General features: G+C 40.0%; 6 protein-coding genes. 4 read left to right on the top strand and 2 right to left on the bottom strand.

What is annotated here, in order from left to right; all coding sequences use genetic code 11:
- Positions 1-2: 2 nt before the first annotated feature.
- The gene (locus MHN01_RS18455) at positions 3-170 is read right to left on the bottom strand and encodes a hypothetical protein (protein WP_239412689.1); all 168 of its coding nucleotides are present in this window, start codon (positions 168-170) and stop codon (positions 3-5) included.
- Positions 171-291: 121 nt separating this feature from the next.
- Between MHN01_RS18455 and MHN01_RS18450 the strand changes: the two genes are divergently transcribed.
- The 3 genes from MHN01_RS18450 (at position 292) to MHN01_RS18440 (ending at position 1,852) form a co-directional block, all read left to right on the top strand.
- Positions 292-507, top strand: coding sequence for a hypothetical protein (locus MHN01_RS18450; protein ID WP_239412688.1), 216 nt, complete (start codon positions 292-294; stop codon positions 505-507).
- 134 nt (positions 508-641) lie between these two features.
- Positions 642-827: a DUF1778 domain-containing protein gene (locus MHN01_RS18445; RefSeq protein WP_239412687.1), complete on the top strand. Its 186-nt coding sequence runs from the start codon at positions 642-644 to the stop codon at positions 825-827.
- 326 nt (positions 828-1,153) lie between these two features.
- A complete protein-coding gene (locus MHN01_RS18440; RefSeq protein WP_239412686.1) occupies positions 1,154-1,852 on the top strand; it encodes a hypothetical protein in 699 nt (232 codons plus the stop codon).
- A gap of 60 nt (positions 1,853-1,912) precedes the next feature.
- Here MHN01_RS18440 and MHN01_RS18435 read toward each other — a convergent pair whose 3' ends face one another.
- Positions 1,913-2,464, bottom strand: coding sequence for a GNAT family N-acetyltransferase (locus MHN01_RS18435; protein WP_239412685.1), 552 nt, complete (start codon positions 2,462-2,464; stop codon positions 1,913-1,915).
- A gap of 757 nt (positions 2,465-3,221) precedes the next feature.
- Here MHN01_RS18435 and rpoS point away from each other — a divergent pair.
- Positions 3,222-4,097 (top strand): RNA polymerase sigma factor RpoS, encoded by an 876-nt coding sequence (gene rpoS / locus MHN01_RS18430; protein ID WP_239412684.1) that lies wholly within the window; start codon positions 3,222-3,224, stop codon positions 4,095-4,097.
- Positions 4,098-4,211 lie beyond the last annotated feature (114 nt).

Raw genomic sequence — 4,211 nt, 5'->3', positions numbered from 1 at the left:
CCCTAGCCTTTTTCCTTTCGAGTAACATCCCAAAGGTCAATCATGGCAGCCGCCACAACCGGAATAGCCCCGTCAAGCTGGGCACCAAACTCACCAAGGGTGACTATGACCAGTTCGCTGTTTCCGAGCAGCAGACCCTCGGCAGTACTGGCGACCATCACCTCGTGCATCCGAGGGCGATATCCAAATACTGTTGTTATACGCTGTTCTCATATGCTCAACACTTACCCCCTACCCATTAATGGTTAAAACAATTTGCATAGTCTATGTTTAAGACGTGGGGAGATAGAGGTGGATATGAATGCAGCTGATTTAAATAAACATGTACAAACTTATCCTGATATGAAGTGTTCGGCTTGTGGTGAAATGTATAACTATGTTTTCTTACAATCAGCAACACTCGCTTTTTGTCCGACTTCGAACATGGTCGAGCTTGATAAAGCTCTCCTTCAGATAAAACAGGAACAACTTCAAGGTAGAGTTGATGTAACTTGTAAGGATCATTAAAGCCCCTATATTGGGGCTTTTTTTGGATGACAAAACTGCCTTTCAAGTACGTGCCAAACTGACACATGAATTGCTAATCACCTCACAGCGTGCCATGCTCGACACATCCACATCATCAACCTTAGGAAAATTTTATGCCCACAATACAAAGTACTGTGGTAGAGAAAGAAAAGCTACGTGAACTTAAGTTAAGCCAGCGAGATGCTATGATGCTGACGGATGCCCTGAAAAAGCCGGCAAAGCCAAACGTGCGTTTGCAAAAAGCGGGAGCACGTTATAATAATAAAACTCAATACTATAGACGAATGTTATCTAAGTGAAATTTTGATATAAATCATGATAAAATGATTTGATCAGTTCTCCTCTTAAGAGTCCCATAGCCTTATTCCTTTCAAGCAATATTCCAGAAGCCGATAGTAGCGCGGCAGCAACGGAAATGCCCTCACTAAGTTGTGCACCGGACTCACAAAGGTGACGGTGACCAGAACGCTATTCGCGTCAGCAGGCCACGGCAATAATGCCGTGTAATAACGTGTAATAGAGTCAATGATGATAAAGACCTATATTGACCTTGTTCCAGTTAGCGGAGTTGGCTTGTAGTAAATGGAACTTTCGCAATTAAACTTCAATAAAAGGAAACAAAGATATGTCTCAAAATTATCACGAGCTCCAAGAGTCACTTCTTGATCTAACTAGTTCAGTCAATTTATGGACAAGTAGTTTAAACAACGCGATTGTAACCTCTTCAAATACGGTCACTATCAACGAGAAAACAGTGTTGAACAGTGACTTAGGTGGCCTAGGTGCATTTGTTGGCGTCTGGGAAGGAACTGGTGCACCAAATAGTATGAGCCAAATTGTCGGAAAAACCGACTTAGACGGTACTTCACGTGGTCAGTTTGCATCAAAAACAATAGAAACAAGCGATCCCGGTGTGAACCTGATGAATGGAACCTATAGCATTGGCTTGTTCCTTCGTGCTGATGATGTGCTTTCCTTAGTTGCAACTGCACTGCTAAATCAATCTAACCCATTGAATTATCAATCTACTTCAGTGTTTGTCACAAACGCAACAACTCAGAACATCAGCGTTAATTACCAAGTACCTAATAATATTGCACCGGGTTCACGATTAGACTGGATTTACTTATTTAAAGGTGAGCAACCAGTTATGAACAACTCAAGTTACTTAAAACATGTTGCTGTAAGTTCCAATAACCCTGGCGGTATTGTAACTATTGACGTTAGTGGACTTACACTAACACCAGGCCATTACATTGTTCAGTATAATCCTGGTCACTCTCTTCAGACTGTAGGTGCAGCATACTCATTCTACATTCAGTAATACGCGGTAATACTGAACTCGCTTTACAAGTTTTCCTCATCATGAGTGAGGCGAGTTTCATCAACGATGAAAACCATCCTTTAGATCATGGAACCACTCCTCGCGAAGCACACCCAGTTTAACCGAGTCGTAATATTGCCCCTGAAAGTAGCGTACTTTCCTCAGCCTTGCCTCTAGTGTCATGCCAATGGATTGTGCGCATGCTATCATTCTGGGATTACCAGACCATGTTGTTAACCCAACACGTGCTATTTCAAGCGTGTTAAACAGGTGTGTTATCCAAGGGATTAAGGCTTTTCTACCCACTCCCTTGTTCCAGTAGCGGCTATCGTAAATGATGACGCCAACTTCTAGCCACCGTGTTCGCTGGTCTTCCCAGTAGTAAGAAACACTGCCAATCGCTTCTCCCTGGTATTCAATCATAAGCGCGTCGATACCTTCACATAATCGCTTGAACATACCAGCTTCGAATTCTTCGAGTGTCGGTGTTGAATACGGAAAATATGGACCGTTAAACTTTGTCCATTCTTCGTCTGTAGTGAGTAATGAATATAAAGGTAGTTTATCTTCACTAGTAGCAACTCTTAGCTTTATTTCATCATTATGCAGCATATAACCTTCTATTATTGCTGTTCGGCTTTAACAAGTGTGACAGCGTCACCTGCATGAAAAGATATACAATATTACCAAAAAAGTCAGACATAATCATTTTATCAATAAATAGGCTCGAAAAACCCTATTGCGCGCATGGAATATAAATTTCATCGTAAATAAAACTTGAGTTCACAGAGGTGAATTTTAATTATTACTATCTAGAGATAATCATTATTAAAATCTTATAAGGGTTAAATGAAATTTATAAAAAAACATTCAAACTAATGATACTTGTCGCAATATTTTAAAGCTAGCTGATGAATTCAGTTGAAGATGATTTTATCAACAAAAATCAATCGAAATTATGTTATTAAAAACAATGTAACTATATATGGCGATCATTGACAGGCATCACAATAAAATAACTCAAGCGCAACAAGTGACAGCGTCACATCACCATATCAGGCACGTTAATCATGCGCAATAAACATCTACATATCTTTCCCTCTCGCCCGTAATAACCATAAGCCATTGATTTATAGCTATTTATCCATCTGTTCCATTTTGGTTGTGTCTTAGTTAAACATTAAATCATTTCAATCTTAGAAATTCGTGGTCTATCGCCACTCTTTCTCTAAATAACAAATAGTTATACCTATTTGCAATATTTAAGGTGTTATCGAATAGAATATGCAACATGTGTATGTTACTGTGGTTGTGTATAGGAAAATAAGTATAAAAAAATAGTGTTGTACAATTTATTGAGGGAAATGGTATGGATATCAGACCGCAAGATGTACATGGATTTGAAACAGATGTCATACACCTATATCTTCAGGATATAGCGCAGAAGCCACTGTTATCTAAACATGATGAAATTCAATATAGCCGTAAGAGCCTTTTAGGCGATGAGTATGCCAAAGCTACGATGATTGAAAGTAATCTTCGCCTTGTTGTGAGTATTGCGAAGAAGTATCGTGGTAGCGGCATGTTATTAAGTGATCTAATCGATGAAGGAAATATTGGTTTAATTACTGCCGTTGAAAAATTCGATCCGGAGCGTGGCTTCCGATTCTCAACTTATGCGACATGGTGGATTAAACAGACCATTGAACGCTCTATTCACAATCAAGCCCGTACGATTCGTCTTCCTGTGCATGTCTCAAAGGAAATAAATACGATTCTACGAACTCACAAACAGTTAATGAAAAGCTCCAATCAGGAACCAAGCCATGAAGAGATTGCAGAGAAACTTGAACGAAGTGTCGATGATGTCTCAAGCGTATTAGCACTAGATGCTCCTGTTGTATCCATTGACCAGGCAATCACAGAAGACAGCAACTCACAGACGATATCTGCATTTATTGCCGACAACTCATCAACACAGCCAGATACCGTTATCAATAAGCAGGATATACGAAACTTAGCAATATCGATGCTGGATTGTCTCAATGAACGAGATCGAGAAATCATTTGTCGTCGCTTTGGCCTGTTGGGTCATGAAGTGCAAACATTACAACAGGTTGCTGATGAAGTGGGTTTAACCAGAGAGCGTATTCGACAGCTGCAGGTAAGCTCCCTGAATAAGCTGAAAAATACATTAAAACGTAACAACTATGATCTTGAACTACTATTTTCTGAAATCGCTTAACAGCCCCCTATGATGAGTGTTCAGCCTAACCGAACACTCATCATGATCCTCCCCTCTAACGATGAGTAATTATGCTGTAGCTTGCTAACCAAAACTGAGCTCAAACTCCAAATC

The organism is Photobacterium sp. OFAV2-7, assembly GCF_022347985.1.
Lineage (GTDB): Bacteria > Pseudomonadota > Gammaproteobacteria > Enterobacterales > Vibrionaceae > Photobacterium.
Note: the sequence above shows the minus strand (reverse complement) of the source record. Positions and strands in the feature narration are given on the sequence as shown.